The sequence below is a fragment of the Alicyclobacillus acidiphilus NBRC 100859 genome, assembly GCF_001544355.1.
Lineage (GTDB): Bacteria > Bacillota > Bacilli > Alicyclobacillales > Alicyclobacillaceae > Alicyclobacillus > Alicyclobacillus acidiphilus.
Map to the genome: position 1 here is coordinate 19,621 of NZ_BCQI01000027.1, position 21,315 is coordinate 40,935.

Here is a 21,315-nt window from a genome sequence, read left to right on the forward strand (position 1 = left end):
ATTGCTGAACGATTTACCTCACAAGCCCGATTTGCTTCAAAATCTCTTCTTGGTGTCCGAACATGACCCGTTCGTCTTCTTCGGTTTCGTGATCGAACCCGTTCAAGTGAAGAAAGCCGTGGACCAAGAGGAAGGCCAATTCGCGTTCGGCCGAATGTCCATAGGCTTCCGCTTGCCGCAGCGCTGTATCCACACTGACCACGATATCGCCAAGGACAGGCAGTTCATCGTCCACTTCCGGAAACTCGTCCCCCTCTTGCATGGCGAACGAGAGAACGTCCGTTGGCCGATCCACCTTGCGATACGTCCGATTTAACTCGTGAATCGCCTCGTCGTTGACGAACACAACCGAGACCTCTCCGGCGATTTCCAAGTAATCTGCAGCAGCCTGCAACACACGCGCCGAAAATTTGTCCGGTTCTTGATTGGACCCAGACAACGGCCAATCAACCTCGCATTCAACATCCACCGACAATGGAACGCCAGCCATCTACTTCGCCACTTCCTTCCGGAGTTTCTCGATATCGGGATACTCGATGCGCGAATGGTAGATGCCCTTGAGGGTCTTCATGAAAGCGCCGACCATCGCGTCCAAGTCTTGCAGCGTGAGATCGCATTCGTCCAATTGCCCATCCTGGAGCCTGTCCCGCACAATCTTTCGAATAACCCCTTCAACACGGTTCGGTGTCGGCCTCGACATGCTTCGAACCGCGGCTTCCACAGCGTCGCAAATCATGATTATCGCGCACTCCCGGGTCTTTGGCTTGGGCCCAGGATAGCGGAAATCGTCCGCTTTGACCGTACCGTTCTTGTCCTGCTCTTTCGCCTTGTTTAAAAAATACCACAAGATTGTCGTGCCGTGATGAGTCGCGCAAATGTCTTGAATCGGCTTCGGGAGCCCTGCCTGGCGCTGCATCTCAAGACCGTCGCTGACGTGCGACGTGATGATCAGGTGGCTAAGCGACGGCGCGATCTTCTCATGCGGGTTTTGCTTCGTCATCTGATTCTCGACAAAAAACATCGGCCGCTTCGTCTTACCGACATCGTGATAGTACGCGCCGACGCGGCAAAGGAGCGGATCGGCTCCGACGATCTCGGCCGCCGCCTCAGCCAAGTTTCCCACAATCAGGCTGTGGTGGTACGTCCCCGGGGCCTCCAGCAGCACCTTTCGCAACAGGGGGTTGTTCGGGTTCGACAACTCCAGCAACCGAATGGGCGTCAGTAAAGCGAACGCACTTTCAAAGAACGGCAGTACGCCCATTGCCAGGATCGCCGCGAAAATCCCGTTCAGCGCCGCCAGCCCAACGTGCAGGGAGAATGAATGAAGATCCTGCACGTGGCTCGTCTGCAGGAGATACAACGCGACGACGGAGGCCATGTTCATCAGCGAGACGAAAAATCCGGCCCGCATGAATGTGCCCCTGCTCGTCACGCGCGCCACGCTGTACGAACCCACCAGCGAACCCACGAAGCCGTAGAACACGAAATTGTAATCGAAATTCAGCGCCGCGCCGAGCAAAAATGAAAAATAGAACGAAGCGACGACGGCGAGCGAAGAATCCATCATCACCGTGATCAGCATCGCGCCCAGCGAGATCGGCAGCAAATACGCGATGGACGCGGGACCGCCAGCCGAGACGATCCACTTCGTCAACGCAATCAACAGGGCCATCAACACAAAGACCAGGCCGAGGATCGACAACAACAAATTGTCCAGGCGCCGCCGCGGGGCCCGCCGTTCCACGTAGGCCGCCAACAGGCCGATGGACAGCGCGATAAACGCGGCAAATCCGACAGCGACACCGAAATTGGGATACGTCGAATAAAGTCCAACATCGCGCAGCTTGCTGATGACGTCCTTGGTCACGATGCCATTCTTCGAGACGATGATATCTCCTTGATGGATCAACACAGGAGGCACAGTGGCCGCAACCTGTTGGCGGGCTTCCTGGGTCTCCTTCGGCTTGTAGACCATATTCGGTTTCAGAACGCTGACAGCGATGTTCTGGACGATCAGTTCAGAGACGTGATCGAGCGAAAGATTCAGGTTCAAGATTTGACGGTCGACTAGCAGCGTAGCCTGCTGCATCGATTCCTGGTAAAACGGCGCCGCGAGAATCTCCTCGACAACCTTTTCCGTATCTCGCTGCAACGTCGAAATTTGCTCTGGCGTCTTGCCGAGCAGTTCCGTCAGCGTGGCTTGCGACACGCCTTTCGGCGCAACGGCCAACAGCTTGGCCAGCTTCTGATTCTGGGACAACGATTTATCCGAGACCACCTGCGCGGCGGTCGAGAACAGACTGTCCACCGAATTCACGGCGTCCGTCTGGACTTTGGTCGATTGTTCGTACTGCTTCGGAACCTTGTCTTCAGCAGCCTTCTTGGCGGCGGCTGTCGCCGCCGTGTCGACGGTCGTCACTGGGGAGATGATGGTGCTGGGACTGGTCTCGCCGATGGCAAAATGATAGCGCGCCGGCAGGACACTGCCAACCAAAATGACAAACATCAAAACCCCAAGCCCGAGATAAATGGAAATCCGAATACGGCGATTCTCGCGAAACCGGGAGTCGTCGAGAAACTGCCGGATGGCTTGTCCCCATCTCGCTACAACCATGGTGTTCGCACCCTTTGCTCAATCATATGTAACCATTCGTGCGCAACTGGGCCGCGCTGCCGCGGGGCGTCCGTGGACCAACCAGTGTCAACCATTCAACGCACCCACGGACGCCTCGGCTTCGCTGTAGGCGTCGATGATCTTTTGTACCAGGTGGTGCCGTACCACATCGCTCGCCGAAAACAGATGAAACGCGATCCCGTCGACATCACGAAGGACTTTTCGAGCATGGACAAGACCCGACTGCTTTCCAACGGGAAGATCAATTTGCGTGACATCGCCCGTGATGACCATTTTCGAATGGAATCCCAACCGGGTCAGAAACATCTTCATTTGCTCAGCCGTCGCATTCTGCGCTTCGTCCAGAATGACAAACGAGTCATCCAGGGTTCGTCCGCGCATGTATGCCAACGGCGCGATCTCGATGTTGCCGCGTTCCAGCGCGCGCTGCACCTGCTCAAGCCCGTAGATATCGTGCAAGGCGTCGTACAGCGGCCGCAAGTATGGATCGACCTTTTCCTGCAAGTCGCCTGGCAAAAAGCCGAGCTTCTCGCCCGCTTCGACAGCTGGTCGCGTCAACACAATCCGCTTGACCTCGCCGCGCTTCAACGCCATGACGGCCATGGCGACCGCGAGATACGTCTTGCCCGTACCAGCAGGTCCCACGCCAAACACGATGTCGTTTTTGACGATAGCGTCGATGTATTTGCGTTGCCCGAGCGTCTTGACCCGGATGGCTTTCCCTTTGTACGTCACGCCGATCTCGGTCGTGTACACGTCGACAACGCTCGCCAAGTCATCCTCCTTGGCCAATGCGATCATGTATCGATAGTCTCCGTCGTTCAGTTGTATGCCATGGCGAACCAGTGTGGTGACCGTACTGCAAATGGCTTGCATTCGTTCGACATCCACTTCATCGCCAGTGAATACGACTTCCGTACCACGCATACCAACCTTTGCCGAAAACGACTGGCCTAAAAGATGAAGCAACAAATCGTTTGGTCCAAGCACCTTCACCGCTTCGTCATTCGTGGCAAAGACCCACTTGCGCGACAACGTTTGTTCTGTCAACCACAAACCATCTCCCAAGTCTCATCACGTGCCAGCAGTACTTGCCTGTCCCTGCGATTTCGGTTGTACGTTATAGGGTATGGCCGCAGGGGCTCCGATGTCCTGTTCGACTCGGGTCAGCACTGTCTCGTATAGAGTACCATGCTGAACTCTCTCATGTAAAACAGATTGTCCCAAAACTTTACAATCTCCACCTGCTTGCGTGCGAACGTCGTTGATCGCCGCCTGTAAGGCCGTTTGTTTCGCGTCCGCGATCGACTTCTGCTCAGCCGACGGCGTCGCCTCAAACAGGTTCACATGCTGCCATTGCACAGGAAGCAAAAAGTCTCCGATGCGCCAAGATGTCCCCTGATCCCGTTCGTAGTATGCTTGAAAGTGCGGTTCTTTCCATCCCCACACACGCAAGCGCAGCGGCCCGATGTACAAATAGTCGCGTGAAACACGCTCTCCGGTCAACCCTTGCGAATTGACCTGCAGCGGAACGCTGACCTGGGATGTGTACCAGACTTCCGCAAGCACTTTGCCACTTGCTGGAACAGGCTTTTCGCCGTCCGACAAGATGCCGGAGATGATCACCTGGCCCGGTCTCACATATTGATTGGGCTTGACCAGCACGCGTCCCCGCGTCGCCGCCACAGTGCGAATCACCGCCGGGCGCGTGGCGATAATGTTGTGCGGCGTTTCGTTCACCGTCTTCGTGCCCGCGATTTTCGGCACGGCTTGGATGGTCGTGACCGATCCGGTGGTCGTCACCCCCACCCACACAAAGTCGGTCGCCTCTTTTAAAATTTTGTCCGCGAGCACGGCTGGCTCCGGCAACCGGCTCTTCAGTTGTCCCACATACACCCCGCTGTCGACCGCCGCCGCGCGAAGCTGAGTGATTCCTTCTTCGTCTTCCGGACCGCTGATGTCAACGCGCCAAATGACGGAAGACATGAAATAAATGACGCAGACGAAGGCGACTGCGCCTACGGCGAATAGTTTCCTCTGCCACAAGCGGCGTCCCCAGAACGGAGCGCCATGTCTCGCTTCGATGTGAAAACGAACGCCGTATTTGCGGCATACCGAATAAACCGTGTCGAAGGAACGCAGAGAGACCGTACACCGCGCGGTTCTTCCTCGCACCCGCACATGCCGAAGCGTCACGCCCGATTGATGCAGCTCCGCCAGACAAGGACTGACCGCGTCACCCCGAAGATGCAGTGTCAGCGAACCATGGAGGGCGAATTCGAAAGGCGTCTCCGTCATGTCCTCACCTGCTTGCTCGGCGCGTAGTCCATGCTGATGACCGCGCCCTCGACGTGGACTTCCCGTTCCGTGATGAGCGTCACCTCAAAATCATGTCCACGCAGAGATAAAGTTTGATCGCCCAAATCAAGGACAATCGACTCCGAATCGACCCCAATCAGTCCCTTCGCGCCCTCGACAATGACGTGCGCGGCGCCAACGCACGTGACGCGCGGCACGTCCAACAGCGCGTCCGGCGGCAGATTCAGCAACTCGGTGGCACGTTTACGAATCCGCGTCTTCCATCCTGACATGGCCACTCCTCCCCCTCCTGCATTCGTATGAGCGAAAGGGACGGGCTAGTACCCCAATTGCTTGCCACGCTGCACGGAGAGCCGAGAGGGCAACTGGACGGCGTAGGGGCAGCATGGAGTGTGAGGTCAGCGTTGACGGCGCGATGGTAGCATGGAAATGGAGGGCGGACCAGGAGCGGCACATGGGCGTCTTGGGCCGCCTTTCGGCCGACTTCAAAAAGGGCCGCCCCTGCGTCATCGTGAATGACGACTGGGACAGCCCCTGCTTTGTTCGATCTGCGGCTTACACCTATGACAACAGCGATTGCACCGTTTGTTGCACAGCTCGGCCATCGGCTCGCACGCGAACGAGCGGCATCAATTCGGCCATGACCTTACCCATGTCGGCTTTGGATGTCGCGCCGACGCGGTTGACCACTTCCTGTGCCAAGTTGCGCAACTCGTCTTCGCTCAGCGGTTCGGGTAAGTATGACTCGAGTACCGCGATTTCTTCGATTACAGCATCTGCCAAATCCGTACGATTAGCATCCTGGAACGCTTGGAGGGAATCTTTGCGTTGCTTGAGTTCCTTTTGAATGACACCCATCACATCGTCATCCGAAAGGGGATGCCCAAGTTCGATTTCTCGATTCTTGGTGGCGGACTTGACCATTCGGATCACGGAAAGTTTTACCTTATCCTTGTCCTTCATGGCTTGCTTCAAATCATCGTTCAGACGTTGAAGTAAATCCACGAAACGTCCTCCTGCATCACGCTTTAGAATCCCTTGCGCTTATTCTTCCGAGCAGCCTCTGCCTTCTTCTTGCGAGCAACACTCGGCTTCTCGTAGTGCGCGCGTTTGCGAGCTTCCGCCAAAACGCCGTCGCGAGCGGTTGCCTTCTTGAAACGGCGAAGCGCACTATCCAACGACTCATTTTTGCGTAGACGAATTTCAGACATCGAATTCCCTCCCTCCAGTGATGCATCAACAGACGTATTATAGTACAGCGAAAAAAAGCTAGTCAAACCTAAGCATGGTCATCCGCACATCCGCATACGGTTGTCCTAGGATGGGAGGCGTTTCGTGTGTGGAGTCACAGCATCGCTGTCGTCTTGTCCATAGTCGCGTTTGTCGGCGGCTTGCGAGTGATGCGGCACGGCCTGGAAGGCATGGCTGAAGGCAAATTGACCCGCTGGATCGGCAAACTCGTCGCAAGTCCCACCCGGGGCATTGCGACGGGTGCCATCACCACCGCGCTCTTGCAAAGCAGTGCGGCACTGACCGCCATGACAGTCGGTCTCGTCGCCGCCGGCAGCCTGACCTTCCGAAACGGACTGGCTGTCGTCTTGGGGGCGAATGTGGGATCGACCATCACGCCGCAATTGCTCAATCTCAATCTGTGGGGCCTCGTCATCCCATCGCTGGTCATCGGCATCGCCTTCGTACTCGCCAGAAAACCGCGCCTGTTCCGTCCAGGGCAAGCGATGATTGGCTTCGCATGCATCTTTATCGCGCTCCAAGCCCTGAAGGTCTCACTCGAACCATTGGCGGCCAGTTCCTGGTTCCGCAGCGGCCTGGAGCACGCGGGAAATCACGCCGCGCTCGCGGTGGCGATTGGTTGCCTCGCCAGCGCCATGGTGCAATCGTCGACCGCGACCACACTGATCGCCATGGCGCTCGCCGCGGACGGGTTGATCCCTGCCAGCGGCGGGATCGCCATCGTGCTCGGCGCCAACGTCGGCACCTGCCTGACGTCCGTGATCGCCGCCATCGGCACGACGCGCCCCGCCGCGCAAGTGGCCTTGGCGCACGTGATTCTCAATGTGGGCGGCGTGATCCTATTCTTTCCGATGCTCACGCCCTTCAGCGCCTGGATGGGCTCCCTCACGCCCGACGTCGCGCAGCAGCTCGCCAACGCCAACACCATCTTCAACATCGCGTGCACGTTGGCCGTATGGCCCTTTACGAAGCAGTTCGCGAACTTCGTCGAACGTCTCCTGCCCGGCGAAGGCCACGTTGCGTAGCGTCGCAACGTCCCGGGCCGTTCTCAGCCTTCGACCAACGCCCTGCCGGACGATGTGCCCAGTCTGTCCGCCCCGTAGCGCATCAACTGCCGCGCCGCATCCGCTGTGCGAACGCCGCCGGACGCCTTGACGCGGGCGACATTCCCGGCGCACAAAGCCATCGCGCTGACGTCTGCCAGTGTGGCCCCTGCCCGATGAAACCCGGTCGACGTTTTGACGAAGTCGGCTCCCGCCGAGATCGCGAGCAGTGACGCTTTGATCACGCCGTCCATCGAGAGCGCGCTCGTCTCGACGATGACCTTGATGGCGGGAGGGTTCGGCAACGAGCGCGCAGCCTGCACGACGCGATGGACGTGATCGAACACGGTGAAGGCGTCATCCTCGACCATGGCGCCGATGGGGATGACCATGTCGATCTCGCTGGCCCCCTTCGCGGCCAACTCGATGGTCTCGAACGCGAGGGCGTCAGCCGTAGCAGCGCCAAGCGGGAAACCAATCACCGTGCAGACTCGCGTCTTTGTTCCTGCCAGCCGCGACGCGGCAAAAGCGACGTGGCGCGGGTTGATGCAGACCAGCGGAAACGACTCGCGCACCGCTTCGTCGCACAGGGCCGCAACGGCCACCTCGCTCGCCTCTGGCTTCAACAAGGTGCTCTCGACGGCCACGCGCACATCGGCGACGCCAAGGCCCTCACGCGGAAGCGAGACGTCTGGCACAGCCGGGATGGAGATGGACGGACAGGTGACCCGCAGTTCCTCGCGGCAGGCTTCAACCAGTTGTCGTACGACAGGCAGAGCCTCGGCCGCCAAGGCATCGATGTCCTGCTGCGGGGACGAAGCCGGCAATCCCCTCCAACGCGTTTCGTAATCGCCGTCGAGCCACGCAAGAAGCGCTTTCGCCTTCGCAAACACAAATGACCAGTTCGCGTAGCCGTGTTCATCGTGTTTGCGCTGTGCCTCGTCGATGGGCAGAAAGTACGCGCCGCGCACTTCCTCCGCCTGGTGGACGACGTTGCTGTCGTCTTCCGCTTCCAGGAGAAACAGTCGAACCTGTTTGCGAATCGGCTCCCCATCGCGCTCGATGCGGTACTCGACCCGGCCGATCGACCCGATGATCCTGGCCGTGACACCTGTTTCCTCCGCGATCTCGCGCACAGCCGCTTCTTCCCAGCTTTCGCCAGGTTCGAGGTGCCCCTTTGGGAACGACACCTTGCCGTACGCGTCGTCAATCATCAACAACTCGCGCCGACCTTGTGGTCCACGCACAACCAGTCCTCCGGCCGCGCGCTCAATCCGTTCGTTCACGACGTCATCCTCCCCGATATCCCATCGTCATCCGCAAATTCCACCCGTTCCGGCACAGTCACCTGCGCGGTGAACGATCCCGTCTGTACAACCGCGTCGGATTGCTCCACTCGAACGCGGACGACCTCGCCAATGACATCCTCCGGCGCGACATGCTCCGGCACGCGAAACGCGACCCGCAAATAGTTGGAGGCATAGCCCACCAGCATGCGGCCGTCGCCATCCGCGAGGCGATTTGCGAGCCGGCCGCGCGTCGCCTCGTCGGCAGTGGCAATCGGCGATTCCGCGATGACCTCTAGCGTCGATCCGACGAACTTCGATGCGTACGCCGCCGTCAAACGTTCCGAAAGATCGATCAACCGAGCGACCCGCGCGTGCTTGACGTCCTCCGGCACTTGATCCCCGAATTTGGCGGCAGGCGTTCCCCGCCGCTTCGAGTACGGGAAGACGTGCAACTGCGAAAATGCTTGAGCCTGGATAAATGAGAACGTGTCTTCGAAATACTCGTCGGTTTCGCCCGGAAAACCGACAATGACGTCGCTTGTCACGGCGAGATCGGGCAGGGCCTCGCGCAGTTGCGAGAGCTTGTCGGCGTACTGCTCAACCGTGTAATGGCGGTTCATGCGCTTCAACACCCAGTTGTTTCCCGCCTGCAGCGGCACGTGCAAATGGTTCACGACTTTGCGCGATCGCGACAGGACCTCGATCAAATGATCGTCGATCTCGCTCGCTTCAATCGAACTGATGCGGACGCGAAACGGCTCGTCGATCTGCTCCAGATCCTCAAGCAGATGCGCAAGCCGATAGCCGTCGAGGTCCTTGCCGTAGCCGCCTGTGTGAATGCCTGTCAGAACGATTTCGCGGTAGCCTGCCCTCGCCAGCTTGGTCGCCTGTGCGACGATCCGTTCCGGCGCACGGCTGCGAATGAGCCCTCTTGCGCGCGGAATGATACAAAATGTGCAAAAGTTGTTGCATCCATCCTGAATCTTGAGATTGGCCCGCGTGCGCTCTTCAAAGTAGGGCACGTCCATCTCCTCGAATTCGCGAGTCTTCAGGATGTTGTTGATACTTTGGTACGGATGTTGCTCCTGGCGCACGCGCTCGACGTGATCGACAATCTGCGACTTCTGGTCGTTGCCGATGACGAGATCGACACCTGCGATCCTCGCGATCTCGTCTGGCGCAACCTGCGCGTAACAGCCCGTCACGGCAACGACGGCATCTGGATTCGTGCGGACAGCCCGCCGAATCATCTGCCTGCTCTTCTTGTCGCCGCTGTGCGTGACCGTGCATGTGTTGACCACGTAGACATCGGCTTCTTCCTCAAACGGAACCTGCGTATAGCCGCGCCGCTTGAAGACCTGCCAAATGCCTTCCGTATCGTAGAAGTTCACCTTACAGCCCAATGTATGAAACGCCACTGTCGGCACGCGTCTCAGCCTCCCATGTCACCAAAATGGGCAAGTGTGACGGACAGTCCAACCAGCCCGGCGGTCTCCGTCCGCAGAATTCGGCGGCCCAGAGTAATGTGCGAGGCGTTCGGGAACGCTGCGAACTCGGTTCGCTCCTCATCGCTCCAACCGCCTTCCGGGCCCACCAACAAGGCGCGGGTCGCCCGTTCGTCGCCATATCCTCGCAGCGCCTCGAGAATGCCGCAAGTTCGCTCGTCTTCGTCGAGGATCAGCGTCTGCTCGACCCCCAATTCGCCGAGGTGGGCCCTCAAAGCCGCCGACGAACGCGCGTACGTCAGCGTGGGCACACGATCCCGCTGCGACTGCATCGCCGCCTCGCGAATGATCTTTCGCCACCTGTCGAGCTTGACCTCCACCTTGCCGTCCAGTTTTGCGACCGACCGGGCCGCCTGATACACAACAAAAGAGATGGCGCCGATCTCGGTGCCTTTCTGCAAGATCGACTCCATCTTATCACCTTTGGCGATGCCCTGAACGAGTACCAAAGGCGCCCGTGGTTCCGACGGAGGATACGCGGCGTGAAGGCGCACGTCGACCGATGAACCGCTGACGCGCTCGATGGCTGCGAGCCACGGGCCATTATCCATCGCGATCACGATTTCCTCGCCCGGCTGCACCCGCAAGACGCGCGCGTAGTGGTGCCCGTCTTCTCCTTCGACTCGCACGAGTTGGCCAGGCGCACCGACTCCTTCGACGAACACCCGCGGCAGCATCAGGTCTTCACCGCCAGCAGCGCGACCCAGTCGTCCTTGGTATAACGACGTTCCACGCGAAATCCGAAACGGTAGAGTGCGTCTTCGACCAGTGGGCTTTGCGTGTCGATGTAACCCGACGACAGAAAATATCCGCCAGACGGCATCCGCGTCGCAATTTGCGGGATCAGCAGGATGACAATGTCGCGAAGAATATTGGCCGTGACCACGTCGAATGTCTGAGATTCCGCGAATCCGTTCAGCAGGTTTCCCTCACTGACCGAAATCTTCGCAGCCAAGTGATTCAATTCGATGTTGTCGCGGGCGGCCCGAACGGCGACCGGATCGATATCGATGGCCGTGACGTGCCGCGCTCCCAGCCGAGCGGCCGCGATGGCGAGAATGCCCGTGCCCGTACCGACGTCGAGAACGTCCGTGTCCGATCGGACGATTTCAGCGAGCGCCTCCGTGCACATCTGCGTGGTCTGGTGCGTGCCTGTCCCAAACGCCATGCCCGGTTCGAGGATAATGGGCTCACGGTCAGCGAGTTCTGGAGACAAATCGTCCAGATTCCACACAGGTACAATGACCAGCTTGTCCCCAACAGGAATCGGCGCATAGTGCTCTTTCCACGCGTTCAGCCACATCGAGTCATCAATCGAATCGACGCGAATGTCGACGGGCCCATCCGCGACGAACACGCCAGCGTTTGCTACGCGATCGACCACGTCCGCGACTCGCTCGCGGATGGCGTCCGGTCGATAAGATTCCGGAAAATAGACGGACACAAGCACTGTGTCCGTCGGCACGATCATCTCGTCAAACCATTCGCCATACTCGGGATGCGGTGTCTCCAATTCACCGATGCCTTCGAGCTGCACACCTTGAATGTCGGGAAAATCTTGCAACAGTGCCGCCACGGCGTCCGCCGCTTCGTGCGACACGTGAAATTGTACATGCCACCAGTGCATGAATGGCCTCCTCAGGCATTTCCGAGAAATGCGTCCTTCATCCGTTCCATAAATGTGCGCGCCTGTTCGTGCGTCTGTTCACCGAGTTCTTTGGCCAACTGACGGAACAACTCCCGCGCTTCCTCGGACAGGTTCGTCGGCGTCATCACCTGCACGCGCACGTGCTGATCTCCCCGAGCAACCGGCGATCCGAGCTTCGGAATGCCCTTTCCTCGCAGACGGAACGACGTCCCAGATTGCGTTCCTTCCGGAATCCTCAGCTTGACGTTGCCGTCGAGCGTAGGCACGTCGATCTCGTCACCCAACGCCGCTTGCACAAACGACAACGGCACGTCGACGTAGACGTTCGTGCCGTCACGCTCAAACAGCGGGTGCGGCCGAACATGAATGATAATGTGCAGGTCCCCTGGCTGACCGCCGTTCGGACTTGCCTCTCCGGCCCCGGCCACCCGCAATCTCGTGCCCGTGTCGACACCGGGCGGCACCTTGATCTGCACGGTCCGCCGCACGCGCCGACGGCCTTGGCCGCGGCAATCTGGGCACGGTTGATCGACGATCTGCCCACGGCCTTGGCAGGCCTGGCAAACACGGCGATTCACCATGCGGCCAAACGGCGTGTTGGTCACAGTCTGCTGCTCGCCGCTGCCGTGACAAACGGAGCACGTCTTGGGACTCGTACCTGGCTTTGCGCCTGTGCCTGAGCACGTCGAGCACGTCTCCGTGCGAGGAATTTGAATCTCCTCTTCAACACCAAACGCGGCGTCCTCGAAATCCACTTCCAACTCATATTCGAGATCGTGACCGCGCTGTGGCCCTCTCGCACGCGCACCGCCGGCACCGCCAAAAAACATATCAAAAATATCGCCAAACCCGCCAAAATCAAAATCACCGAAGCCAGCGCCCTGACCGCCAGCGCCGCCAAATCCTTGCGTGGGATCCTGGTGGCCGAATTGATCATAGCGGGATCGTTTCGCAGGGTCGGAAAGCACATCGTACGCTTCCGCGATTTCAGCAAACTTCTGCTGCGCCTGGGGATCGTCTTTATTGACGTCCGGATGATATTGGCGCGCGAGTTTTCGATACGCCTTTTTGATTTCGTCCTGGCTGGCGGACCGGCTGACACCGAGAACCTCGTAATAATCTCGCTTGCTCACCGGAATCCCTCCATCGTCGCTTCTTACATCTCCATCTTACAACGGCGGCAGGGGATCGTCACCCTGCCGCCCATTGATACCGCACTATCTGAAATGCCACCCGTTATTGCTTGTCTTTGTCGACCTCGGTAAATTCGGCGTCGACCACATTGTCGTCGGACTTCTTGTCAGCCGCCTCGCTGCCTTGAGCCGCTCCGCTCGACTGCGCCGCTTGCTCGTAGAGCTTCGTCGACAACTTGTGGAGCACTTCGGTCAACTGATCTTTCGCCGACTTGATGGCGTCCGTATCCGTGCCTGCCAAAGCGTCGCGCAAAGCCTTCTGCTTCTCTTCAGCCTCGGTCTTCAACGCCGCGTCGACCTTGTCGCCCAAGTCCTTCAACGATTTTTCCGTCTGGTAGAGCAACTGGTCCGCCTCGTTGCGAATTTCCACTTGCTCGCGGCGCTTTCTGTCTTCCTCAGCATGCATCTCGGCTTCCTTCATCATGCGCTCGACATCTTCTTTGGACAAGCCGCTCGACGCAGTGATGGTAATCCGCTGCGACTTGCCTGTTCCGAGATCCTTCGCACTGACGTTGACGATACCGTTCGCGTCGATATCGAATGTCACTTCAATCTGCGGCACACCGCGCGGTGCTGGCGGAATGTCGCTCAGCGTGAAGCGGCCCAACGTCTTGTTGTCAGCCGCCATTTCGCGCTCGCCCTGCAGCACGTGAATCTCGACCGACGTTTGGTTGTCTGCAGCCGTGGAGAAGATCTGGCTCTTCGACGTCGGAATGGTCGTATTGCGATCGATCAACCGCGTGAACACGCCACCCATCGTCTCGATACCAAGCGACAGCGGCGTCACGTCGAGCAGCACGATGTCCTTGACCTCGCCCGTCAACACGCCTGCCTGGATCGCCGCGCCGACAGCCACGACTTCGTCTGGGTTGACGCCTTTCGAAGGCTCTTTGCCAATCAGCTTCTTAATCGCTTCCTGGACCGCAGGAATTCGGGTCGATCCGCCAACGAGAATGACCTTGTCGATTTGGCTGGCCGTCAGTCCCGCGTCCTGCAGAGCCTGACGGGTCGGACCAAGCGTCGCTTCGATCAAATCAGCCGAGATCTCTTCGAACTTCGCCCGAGTCAAGTTGACTTCCAAGTGTTTCGGACCCGTAGCATCCGCCGAAATGAACGGCAGTGAAATGGTCGTCGTCAACGTCGAGGACAGTTCCTTCTTCGCCTTCTCGGCAGCGTCCTTCAAACGTTGCATCGCCATCTTGTCCTTGCTGAGATCGATCCCCGTATCCTTGCGGAAGGTGTCGATCAGATAGTCCATAATCCGCTTGTCGAAGTCGTCTCCGCCAAGATGGTTGTTACCGCTCGTCGCTTTCACTTCAAACACGCCGTCGCCAAGCTCCAGGATGGAGACGTCAAACGTACCGCCGCCAAGGTCGAACACGAGAATCGTGTGATCATCTTCCTTGTCCACGCCGTATGCCAAAGCCGCTGCCGTCGGCTCGTTCACGATACGAAGGACCTCGAGTCCTGCGATACGGCCAGCGTCCTTCGTCGCCTGGCGCTGACTGTCGCTGAAATACGCCGGCACGGTGATGACGGCTTGCGTGACCTTCTCGCCGAGGTACGCTTCCGCGTCGGCTTTCAACTTTTGCAGAATCATCGCCGAAATTTCCGGCGGCGTGTAGCTCTTGTCGTCGATCTGCACCTTGTGATCGGTCCCCATATGGCGCTTGATGGAAATAATGGTCCGATCCGGGTTCGTGATTGCCTGACGCTTCGCCACGTCGCCAACCAAACGTTCTCCCTCGCGGCTGAACGCGACGACAGACGGGGTCGTCCGATTGCCTTCCGCATTCGGGATGACGACCGGTTCGCCGCCTTCCATCACTGCCACGCATGAGTTGGTGGTACCTAAGTCAATGCCAATGACCTTTGCCATCGGAAATCCTCCTCGCAATTTTTGAAGTCATGAACAGATCAATTCAATCATGTATGAAGCGACGGCGGAGCCGTCGGATTACACCTGACTTGTTACATCTGACCTTTACACGCTGACTTTCACCATGGCTGGCCGGAGCACTTTGCCATGAAGCAAATACCCTTTTTGCAATTCCTGCAATACGACGCCGGCTTCTTGGCCTTCGACTTGTTCCTGCATGACCGCCTCGTGCATGGACGGATCAAACGAGGCACCCTCCGCCTGCATGGGCGTCACACCGTATTGGCTGAGCAACTGATCCAACTGGCGGTACACCATTTCGATCCCGGTCTTCAGTTGCGGCTCGTCGACCGATTCGAGAGCGGTCATGGCCCTGTCAAAATTGTCGACGACAGGCAACAGATCCGTCAGCAACTTCTTGGTCGCGAACAAGCTCAGTTCTTCCTTTTCCTGCCGCGTCCTTCGACGGAAATTGTCGAAATCGGCCCGGGTCCGCAAAAGCTGTTGCGTCAACGCTTCGATTTGCCTGTCGCGTTCGTCCTGTTCATCCGACTGCGTCGACTCTTCCACCCGATTGGCACCCTCGTCATCGGCACCGTCGCCGTCAAACGAGATGTCTTCGGAAGTCACTTCCTCGACATCGACGTCTTGTTCGACCTCCTGCTGTGCTGTCTCGTTCGCTTGCGCAGTCTCTTCGCCGCTTTCTTGGCGCTCATCTTCATACAATGACTTGTTTGTCTTTTCCGTCAAGACTCAAACATCCTTTCCAACGCGATCAATGGCCCTCAATCCAGCGCGACATCATCTGCGTCATCGATTCGGACGTATAGTTGAGGATTTGCATAATCCGGTTGTAGTCCATCCGCGTGGGCCCCAACACTCCAATATGACCCACCGGGCGTCCGTGCAAACTATACGTCGTCGTGATCACGGTGCAATCCTGCAAAGCGCCAATCGGATTTTCAGCGCCGATGCGCACCTGCAGTCCCAGCCCTTCCGTGGGGAACAAGCTTGCAACCGTTTGCCCCTGCTCCAGCAACGTCAAAATCGTCTGAGCCTTCTCCACATCGTGAAACTCCGGTTGGCTCAACATGTTTGAAGCGCCGCCTATATAGACAGGCTCTTCGCGTTGGCTCACTTGGCAAACCTCGTTCAGAACCGCTAGGGCGTCCTCAAACCGTTCCACGGTCTGGGCCAATTCTTCCGACAGCTTGCTGTACAGATTGCTGCGCAGCCTCGAAATGGGCACACCAACCAATTTGTCGTTCAACACGTGGACGATCGATTCCAGATCTTCGACGCGAATGTCTTCGGACAATTGAACCGCGCAATTTTCCACATGGCCCGCGTCCGTCACGAGAATGGCCACAACGCGGCCGCGCGCGAGCGGAACCAATTCGATTTTCCGGACCTTTTCGGTATACATCTTTGGACCGAGCACAATCGCGGTCTGGCGCGTCAAGGAAGACAGCACCGTCGTGACTTCGCGCACGGCCTTCTCCACTTCGTCGATCCGGCTCGTGAAAAATTCGCGAAGGCGTTCGCCTGTGGCGCGATCGAAACCGCCCTGCTGCTGCAGCAAGTTATCTACGTAAAACCGATAACCCTTCTGCGACGGAATGCGTCCGGACGACGTGTGAAGCTGGGTCAGATACCCCATTTCTTCGAGATCGGCCATCTCGTTTCGAATCGTCGCGGGGCTGAACTGAATATCATCGTGCTTGGCGAGTGCCCGAGACCCGACTGGCTCAGCCATTCGCACATAGTCTTCAATAATTGCAGACAAGATCAACTCTTGGCGTGGGGTCAGCATCTCTCTCGCCTCCTCTGTTAGCACTCAAACGAACCGAGTGCTAAAGCTACTCTATTTGACAATAGCAACGCGAAGGCATGTTGTCAATTGACCTGAACGACCGATACAAATTTCTCGAAAATCGCATTGGCGACGGGCCAATACGGCGCGGGAATTCGGTACGCCCCGCCGCTTCTTTCGAGCAATCCATTCGCCATCAGCGAACGGATGACGTCGCCGAACACCGCTTCGACGGGTACGCCGAACCGCTGCTCAAACGCGTCCTCCGCAACGCCTTCGGCCAACCGCAAACCGAGCATCATCTGATCTTCAGCCCGTTCGCCGACATCCAGCAGCGTCGACTCCGCAACGGGGCGCTGGCCGGCTTCAAGGTGACGAAGATAATCCGGGATTCTCCGCACATTTTCGTATCGGACGCCGTGGACATAGCCGTGCGCGCCAGCGCCCGCCGCGAGATAGGGCCGGTTGCGCCAATACACCAGATTGTGTCTGGCCTCGCCGCCATCTTTGGCGAAGTTGCTGATTTCGTAGTGGCGGAAGCCCTGGTCAAGCAACGTCCGGCGAACCAAATCGTACATGTCCGCCTCCGCGTCTTCGCCCGGCAGCGACAATTGGCCCATGTCGCGCCAGCGGCCGAACGGCGTGCCCTCTTCGACCTTCAGCCAATACGCGGAAACGTGATCGACAGGAAGCAAGGCGACTTCCGCAAGGGCGTGTTCCACATCCTCCAGCGTCTGGTCCGGCAGCCCGAACATCAGGTCGATGTTGATATGTTGAAATCCAACGTCGGCCGCCAGGCGAACCGCTTCGCCAATGGCCTGCACGTCATGTGCGCGACCGATGGCCATTAAGAGATGATCTCGAAACGTCTGCGCGCCAAAGGAAATGCGGTTGACGCCGTGATCGCGCAGAACCTGCAACTTTTCCCGATCAATCGAATCTGGGTTGGACTCGAACGTGAATTCCGCGTCGTCAGCCAACGAAAAATGCGCATGCAGCGATTGCAACATGCGCGAAAGCAAACGGGCGGGCGGCAGCGTCGGCGTACCGCCGCCAAAAAAGACGGTCTGCAGCAAACCGCGTTCTTCCGCCGAAACGAGCTTGAACTCAGCCGCCAAGGCCTCGGCGTACCGCTCCATCGTCTCCTCCGGAGCCACGTACGTGTTGAAGTCGCAATAAAAACAGCGGCTCTTGCAAAATGGGATATGCACGTAGAGCGATGTCGGAGCACAATCCGCGTGGCGATCCGCCAGTTGCACGGCCCCGCCGCGATGCCAAACCTGTTGGTTGCCCACTCTGCAATCACTCCATTTTCAGTACAGCCATGAACGCTTCCTGCGGGACCTCGACGTTCCCGACTTGCTTCATGCGTTTCTTGCCTTCCTTTTGTTTCTCCAACAGTTTGCGTTTGCGCGAGATGTCGCCGCCGTAACACTTTGCGAGCACGTTCTTGCGCATCGCTCGAATCGTCTCCCGGGCAACCACCCGGTTTCCGATGGCCGCTTGGATCGGCACTTCAAACATCTGGCGCGGAATGAGTTCTTTCAGTTTCTCGCAGAGAATGCGGCCGCGATCGTACGCTTTGTCGCGGTGAACGATAAACGACAAGGCGTCGACGACCTCGCCATTGAGCAAAATATCCATTTTCACCAGGTTCGATTCGCGATAGCCGACCAGTTCGTAGTCGAACGACGCGTAACCTTTGGTCGACGATTTCAGGCGATCGAAAAAGTCGTAGACAATCTCAGACAGCGGCAGATCATAGATGATGGTCGTCCTCGCCTCGTCCAAATACTGCATGTCGTGAAACTGCCCGCGCTTTTCCTGGCACAATTCCATGACGCTGCCGACGTAGTCCTTCGGCACGAAGATAGAAGCCCGAACGTACGGCTCCTCGATGCGCTCAATCCGATCCGGATTTGGCATATCGCTCGGGTTGTCGATGGCCTGCATCGTCCCGTCGGTCTTGTAGACGTTGTACACCACGCTTGGAGCCGTCGTGATCAGCGTAATGCCGTACTCGCGTTCGAGCCGCTCCTGCACAATTTCCATGTGCAGCATACCCAGGAAGCCGCAGCGGAAGCCAAAACCAAGTGCGCTCGACGTCTCTGGCTCGTAGGACAAAGCGGCATCGTTCAGTTCCAGTTTCTCAAGCGCCTCTCGCAGATCCTGGTAATCCGCCGTATCGACCGGGTACAAACCGCAGAACACCATCGGGTTTGTCCGCCGATACCCTGGCAGCGGTTGTGCCGTCGGCCGATCCGCCTCTGTCACCGTATCGCCGACACGCGTGTCACGCACGTTTTTGATACTGGCGGCGAGGTATCCAACGTCGCCGGCGTACAAGGCGTCAACCGGCGTCATCCTCGGCTTGAACACACCGACCTCGTCGACTTCGAACTCCTTGCCTGTCGCCATCATGCGCACGCGCATACCTTTCCGAATGGTGCCGTTGAACACGCGCATGTAGACGATGACGCCGCGATATGGATCGTAGTGGGAATCGAAGATCAGCGCTTGCAGCGGCGCGTCGACATCGCCCTTCGGAGCAGGCACCTTCGCGACGACTTGCTCGAGAATATCCTCGATGCCAATCCCCGCTTTTGCGGACGCGAGCACCGCGTCGCTGGCATCCAGCCCAATCACGTCCTCGATCTCGCGGCGGACCCGCTCCGGCTCGGCGCTTGGCAAGTCTATCTTGTTGATGACCGGCAAAATTTCGAGGTTATTGTCCAAAGCCAGGTACACATTGGCGAGGGTCTGCGCCTCAATCCCCTGTGCCGCGTCGACGACAAGCAAAGCGCCTTCGCAGGCCGCGAGCGACCTGGACACCTCGTATGTAAAGTCGACGTGGCCTGGCGTATCAATCAAGTTCAATTCATATTCTTCTCCATCTTTCGCCCGATAGCTCAAGCGAACAGCCTGGAGTTTAATTGTGATGCCGCGCTCGCGCTCCAAATCCATCTGGTCCAGCAGTTGGTCCTGCATTTCTCGTTCACTGACAGCACCTGTCAATTGGAGAATTCGGTCAGCCAACGTGGACTTTCCGTGATCGATATGCGCGATGATGGAAAAATTGCGAATCCGCGATTGGCGGTCTGCGTTGGACACGTGCATCCTCCCCTCTGACGTCGCGGACATCCACGGTCAGAGATACCATGGTAGCTTCGACAAAGCCTGATCCTTGGACCAACTCTGCGAAAACATCTGTAAAAACAGCTCACACGAACAAAACCGCGCCTTGAGCGCGGCTCGTCAAAATTATAGCATTCTCGACAGTCCACCAACAAGCCGAGTCCCTGCGATTCAGGCCGAGGTTCAGCATAGGGATTCGGCGCGGCGGTTAAGCCCAGCGGTTCGGGCCGGGGATTCAATGGCGGTGATGGTGATGCTCGTGTACGTGTGGCTCGCCCGACTTGAACGACTCGAACGATTCGAATCCTTCGCGCAGTACGAAATACAGGATTCCTGCAGCGGCGATCGAATCCACCCACCACCAGTGGAACACATCGTTCGCAACCAACCCAGCGAGCAGTGTCCAGGACATGTAGGCACACGTGAATGAACACATCGCGTCCCCGATCAGCGACGGGCTGCCGAGTTCGCGGCCGTAACGGAGCTTCTGCACAGCCATCCACGGCGTGATGACACTGCTCCCCAAGGCAACCGCCAAGCCGAGAACGGAGAGTTCAGGGCCCTGCCGCAGGCGCAACGCCTGTCCGGACTTCAGCGAAATGTAGGCTGCGAGAACAAACAAACAGAGTGCGATAAAACCGCTTGTCCACCGTTCGACCGCGTGTTTCGCGTCCATTTGCTCCCCTGACTGAATCTCGATAAAGAGCCGGGCAACCAACAGCATGCCGCTCATCAGTTCCACCGCGCTGTCCACGCTGAAGGCGGACAGCGACAGACTGCCGACACGATACGCCGCCACCGCGGACAGAATCGCTTCCGTCATGATCCAGCCGACCGACAAGAGTTCCAGTTCAAACGCGCCGCGCAGGCGCTTTTCGCGAAATGTCTCCATGTGACGCTGCAACCCTCCAAGTCAATTCGTGTTGATAAACAGGGTATTGAGCACGCCTTTCAACATCGAACCAAAGACGTGCGAAATACGTTCGCCCACGAATACGCCACCCGTGTCCATCGCGGATGCCAATGCGCTTGGAGCCGCGTCCTGAGGGTCCGGTTGGGTGGAATTGGAGGTCACCTGTGTCGCCGACGGCGTCGACGGATTGGTATATTCCATGATCGGCGGCTGATAGCCGGAGATCGAGTTGGTTGTGCCTGAGGTTGGCGAATTGGCGACAGAGTTCGCGATATCGGATCCGTTGTCGGTTGCAAAGCTGTTCAGCGACGTCTGCCCGGCAACAGCCGTGGTGTCGTTGGCAGCCTGACTGGTGAATGTCGCAGCCTGTCCGCTTCCCAAGTGGGACAGTACGCTCGAAAATACGGTGAACACGGTGCCACTGGCTCCAATCAGGAGACCCAAGAAGATGGTTGTGGCTGTGATCTGTTTCAATCGCCTGCGCGCGTGCTTCCATGTGTGGTTCATCTGTGCGCATCTCCCTTATACGGTGTTATCACAACCTATGTCAGGCATCGGAAGATTATCACTAGCTTATTGAGAAAAAAGTTCGTGGTAGGGGGTGGGGCGGGGTGCGGGCGCGGGCCGGGGTGGGGTGGCGGGCGCGGGTCGGGGGGAGTGGCGGGATCGACCGCAGATAGGCGGCTCTGAGA

20 protein-coding genes are annotated in these 21,315 nt (G+C 58.2%); 1 reads left to right on the forward strand and 19 read right to left on the reverse strand.

Annotated features, from left to right (window positions below; genetic code table 11):
• Positions 1-13 precede the first annotated feature (13 nt).
• The 7 genes from ybeY to rpsU form a co-directional block, all read right to left on the reverse strand.
• On the reverse strand, positions 14-490 hold the full coding sequence (ybeY, locus tag AAC01S_RS11015) for an rRNA maturation RNase YbeY (protein ID WP_067621979.1): 477 nt from the start codon (positions 488-490) through the stop codon (positions 14-16).
• On the reverse strand, positions 491-2,614 hold the full coding sequence (locus tag AAC01S_RS11020) for an HD family phosphohydrolase (RefSeq protein ID WP_067621982.1): 2,124 nt from the start codon (positions 2,612-2,614) through the stop codon (positions 491-493).
• Between the two features lie 87 nt (positions 2,615-2,701).
• Entirely contained in the window at positions 2,702-3,685 is a 984-nt protein-coding gene (locus AAC01S_RS11025) for a PhoH family protein (RefSeq protein ID WP_067621985.1), read from the reverse strand.
• A 24-nt stretch (positions 3,686-3,709) separates the two neighbouring features.
• Positions 3,710-4,933, reverse strand: a complete 1,224-nt coding sequence (locus tag AAC01S_RS11030) for a sporulation protein YqfD (protein ID WP_067621988.1) — start codon at positions 4,931-4,933, stop codon at positions 3,710-3,712.
• Positions 4,930-5,226 (reverse strand): YabP/YqfC family sporulation protein, encoded by a 297-nt coding sequence (locus tag AAC01S_RS11035; protein ID WP_157071145.1) that lies wholly within the window; start codon positions 5,224-5,226, stop codon positions 4,930-4,932. The genes AAC01S_RS11030 and AAC01S_RS11035 overlap by 4 nt, the downstream gene beginning before the upstream one ends.
• Before the next feature lie 289 nt (positions 5,227-5,515).
• Positions 5,516-5,959, reverse strand: a complete 444-nt coding sequence (locus AAC01S_RS11040) for a GatB/YqeY domain-containing protein (protein ID WP_067621993.1) — start codon at positions 5,957-5,959, stop codon at positions 5,516-5,518.
• A gap of 23 nt (positions 5,960-5,982) precedes the next feature.
• Positions 5,983-6,165 carry a 30S ribosomal protein S21 gene (rpsU, locus tag AAC01S_RS11045; protein WP_067621996.1) on the reverse strand — a complete coding sequence of 61 codons (183 nt, stop codon included), beginning with the start codon at positions 6,163-6,165 and terminating at the stop codon, positions 5,983-5,985.
• Positions 6,166-6,291: 126 nt separating this feature from the next.
• On the opposite strand from rpsU, the gene AAC01S_RS11050 reads away from it, so the two are divergent.
• Positions 6,292-7,230, forward strand: a complete 939-nt coding sequence (locus AAC01S_RS11050; RefSeq protein WP_067621999.1) for a Na/Pi cotransporter family protein — start codon at positions 6,292-6,294, stop codon at positions 7,228-7,230.
• Between the two features lie 23 nt (positions 7,231-7,253).
• Here AAC01S_RS11050 and deoC read toward each other — a convergent pair whose 3' ends face one another.
• From deoC to AAC01S_RS11110, 12 genes are all read right to left on the reverse strand, one after another.
• Positions 7,254-8,534, reverse strand: a complete 1,281-nt coding sequence (gene deoC, locus AAC01S_RS11055; RefSeq protein WP_245630185.1) for a deoxyribose-phosphate aldolase — start codon at positions 8,532-8,534, stop codon at positions 7,254-7,256.
• Positions 8,531-9,964 (reverse strand): tRNA (N(6)-L-threonylcarbamoyladenosine(37)-C(2))-methylthiotransferase MtaB, encoded by a 1,434-nt coding sequence (gene mtaB, locus AAC01S_RS11060; RefSeq protein ID WP_067622005.1) that lies wholly within the window; start codon positions 9,962-9,964, stop codon positions 8,531-8,533. The genes deoC and mtaB overlap by 4 nt, the downstream gene beginning before the upstream one ends.
• 5 nt (positions 9,965-9,969) lie before the next feature.
• Positions 9,970-10,719, reverse strand: a complete 750-nt coding sequence (locus tag AAC01S_RS11065; RefSeq protein ID WP_067622008.1) for an RsmE family RNA methyltransferase — start codon at positions 10,717-10,719, stop codon at positions 9,970-9,972.
• A complete protein-coding gene (prmA, locus tag AAC01S_RS11070) occupies positions 10,719-11,669 on the reverse strand; it encodes a 50S ribosomal protein L11 methyltransferase (RefSeq protein WP_067622011.1) in 951 nt (316 codons plus the stop codon). The genes AAC01S_RS11065 and prmA overlap by 1 nt, the downstream gene beginning before the upstream one ends.
• An 11-nt stretch (positions 11,670-11,680) precedes the next feature.
• Complete coding sequence (gene dnaJ, locus AAC01S_RS11075; RefSeq protein ID WP_067622013.1) at positions 11,681-12,823, reverse strand: molecular chaperone DnaJ; 1,143 nt, start codon at positions 12,821-12,823, stop codon at positions 11,681-11,683.
• A 103-nt stretch (positions 12,824-12,926) separates the two neighbouring features.
• Positions 12,927-14,762, reverse strand: coding sequence for a molecular chaperone DnaK (gene dnaK / locus AAC01S_RS11080; RefSeq protein WP_067622016.1), 1,836 nt, complete (start codon positions 14,760-14,762; stop codon positions 12,927-12,929).
• Positions 14,763-14,867: 105 nt separating this feature from the next.
• Complete coding sequence (gene grpE, locus AAC01S_RS11085; RefSeq protein WP_067622019.1) at positions 14,868-15,512, reverse strand: nucleotide exchange factor GrpE; 645 nt, start codon at positions 15,510-15,512, stop codon at positions 14,868-14,870.
• A 25-nt stretch (positions 15,513-15,537) separates the two neighbouring features.
• A complete protein-coding gene (hrcA, locus tag AAC01S_RS11090) occupies positions 15,538-16,575 on the reverse strand; it encodes a heat-inducible transcriptional repressor HrcA (protein WP_067622022.1) in 1,038 nt (345 codons plus the stop codon).
• Positions 16,576-16,658: 83 nt separating this feature from the next.
• Positions 16,659-17,870 carry a radical SAM family heme chaperone HemW gene (gene hemW, locus AAC01S_RS11095; RefSeq protein WP_245630186.1) on the reverse strand — a complete coding sequence of 404 codons (1,212 nt, stop codon included), beginning with the start codon at positions 17,868-17,870 and terminating at the stop codon, positions 16,659-16,661.
• Positions 17,871-17,877: 7 nt separating this feature from the next.
• A complete protein-coding gene (gene lepA / locus AAC01S_RS11100; RefSeq protein ID WP_370670823.1) occupies positions 17,878-19,686 on the reverse strand; it encodes a translation elongation factor 4 in 1,809 nt (602 codons plus the stop codon).
• 259 nt (positions 19,687-19,945) lie between these two features.
• On the reverse strand, positions 19,946-20,602 hold the full coding sequence (locus AAC01S_RS11105; RefSeq protein WP_067622027.1) for a cation efflux transmembrane domain-containing protein: 657 nt from the start codon (positions 20,600-20,602) through the stop codon (positions 19,946-19,948).
• Positions 20,603-20,623: 21 nt separating this feature from the next.
• Positions 20,624-21,130 (reverse strand): hypothetical protein, encoded by a 507-nt coding sequence (locus AAC01S_RS11110; protein ID WP_067622029.1) that lies wholly within the window; start codon positions 21,128-21,130, stop codon positions 20,624-20,626.
• Between the last annotated feature and the right edge of the window lie 185 nt (positions 21,131-21,315).

What these genes read in the sequence shown, in the direction of transcription:
- ybeY (WP_067621979.1), bottom strand. Translation starts at nt 490, where the DNA reads ATGGCTGGCGTTCCATTGTCGGTGGATGTTGAATGCGAGGTTGATTGG.
- AAC01S_RS11020 (WP_067621982.1), bottom strand. Translation starts at nt 2,614, where the DNA reads ATGGTTGTAGCGAGATGGGGACAAGCCATCCGGCAGTTTCTCGACGAC.
- AAC01S_RS11030 (WP_067621988.1), bottom strand. Translation starts at nt 4,933, where the DNA reads ATGACGGAGACGCCTTTCGAATTCGCCCTCCATGGTTCGCTGACACTG.
- AAC01S_RS11035 (WP_157071145.1), bottom strand. Translation starts at nt 5,226, where the DNA reads ATGTCAGGATGGAAGACGCGGATTCGTAAACGTGCCACCGAGTTGCTG.
- rpsU (WP_067621996.1), bottom strand. Translation starts at nt 6,165, where the DNA reads ATGTCTGAAATTCGTCTACGCAAAAATGAGTCGTTGGATAGTGCGCTT.
- AAC01S_RS11065 (WP_067622008.1), bottom strand. Translation starts at nt 10,719, where the DNA reads ATGCTGCCGCGGGTGTTCGTCGAAGGAGTCGGTGCGCCTGGCCAACTC.
- prmA (WP_067622011.1), bottom strand. Translation starts at nt 11,669, where the DNA reads ATGCACTGGTGGCATGTACAATTTCACGTGTCGCACGAAGCGGCGGAC.
- dnaK (WP_067622016.1), bottom strand. Translation starts at nt 14,762, where the DNA reads ATGGCAAAGGTCATTGGCATTGACTTAGGTACCACCAACTCATGCGTG.
- hrcA (WP_067622022.1), bottom strand. Translation starts at nt 16,575, where the DNA reads ATGCTGACCCCACGCCAAGAGTTGATCTTGTCTGCAATTATTGAAGAC.
- AAC01S_RS11105 (WP_067622027.1), bottom strand. Translation starts at nt 20,602, where the DNA reads ATGGAGACATTTCGCGAAAAGCGCCTGCGCGGCGCGTTTGAACTGGAA.
- AAC01S_RS11110 (WP_067622029.1), bottom strand. Translation starts at nt 21,130, where the DNA reads ATGAACCACACATGGAAGCACGCGCGCAGGCGATTGAAACAGATCACA.